The organism is Liquorilactobacillus sicerae (genome assembly GCF_029916425.1).
Classification (GTDB): Bacteria; Bacillota; Bacilli; order Lactobacillales; family Lactobacillaceae; genus Liquorilactobacillus; species Liquorilactobacillus sicerae.
The window spans coordinates 1-1,106 of record NZ_JAHAVQ010000038.1 but is presented as its reverse complement, the minus strand read 5'-3'; the positions used below and the strand labels follow the sequence as shown (position 1 = coordinate 1,106).

The 1,106-nt window shown below is 36.7% G+C and carries 1 pseudogene; it reads left to right on the top strand.

The features are described 5' to 3' along the window. The first annotated feature begins 93 nt into the window (after positions 1-93). A pseudogene (locus KH893_RS11015) lies at positions 94-1,097 on the top strand (IS30 family transposase). Positions 1,098-1,106: the final 9 nt, after the last annotated feature.

The window sequence follows — 1,106 nt, the reverse complement described above, 5'->3', positions numbered from 1 at the left end:
TTAAGTGCAACGCTAAAACAAAATAAAGGACTCACAAGGGAAATCCAAATATAATAAGTTTGTCTATAACTTAAAAAAGGAAGGATTTCTATTATGAGCCACTATCAACATCTTACTATAAATGACCGTGAATTGATATTGGAGGGTCTTGCACAAAGTAAAACTATTCGTGAGATAGCCCGAAAATTAAAACGTGCTCCTTCTACAATTTCTCGTGAAATTAAACGGCATAAGAGTGTAAATACTGGAAGATACTCACCAGATAAAGCCCAAAATGATTATAAATTTTCTAAAAGCAAATGTGGTCGCAAAGCAAGACTCATGGAAGATCCATCCTTGTTTCAAAAAATCAAACATCTTTTCTTAGATTGTCAGTGGTCACCAGAAGAGATTTCACAACGCTTATTGCTTGAAACAGGCAAAACAATCATAAGTTTCATTACCATTTATCGTGGGATTTATGCAGGTTTATTTGATAAACCTGGCTTAAGTCAAGGAAACCGCGGCGCTATTCGCAAATTACGTCATCGAGGTAAGCCTCGTCACAATAAGAAGTATGTCGAAAAACGTGGTAAAATTCCAATCACTAATACTATTCATGAACGTCCTGAAGCTGTCAACAGAAGAACTGAGCTTGGTCATTGGGAAGCTGATACTGTGGCAGGAAAAACAGGACAATCTTGTTTAGTAACTCTCGTTGATCGCAAATCGCGATTTTTAATTGCTAGTAAAGCAACTAAAAAAGTTCAGCACCGGTGACAACCGAGTTGATGGCAATGTTTGAAAAAATTGGTAAAAGCAAGCTTAAAACCATTACACCAGATCGCGGCAAAGAGTTTTCGAAACATGTTCAGGTAACAGATTTGCTTGGTATTCCATTTTATTTTCCTGATCCACATGCACCATGGCAACGTGGGTCAAATGAAAACACCAATGGACTTTTACGTGAATACTCACCTAAAGGACAAAGTCTAGATAACAAGACAAACGATGAAATTCAGGGAATAGTCAACAAATTAAATTTCCGTCCAAAAAAATGTTTGGATTGGCGCACACCATATGAGGTCTATTTTGGTAAAGTGTTGCATTTAATTTGACAATTCAAG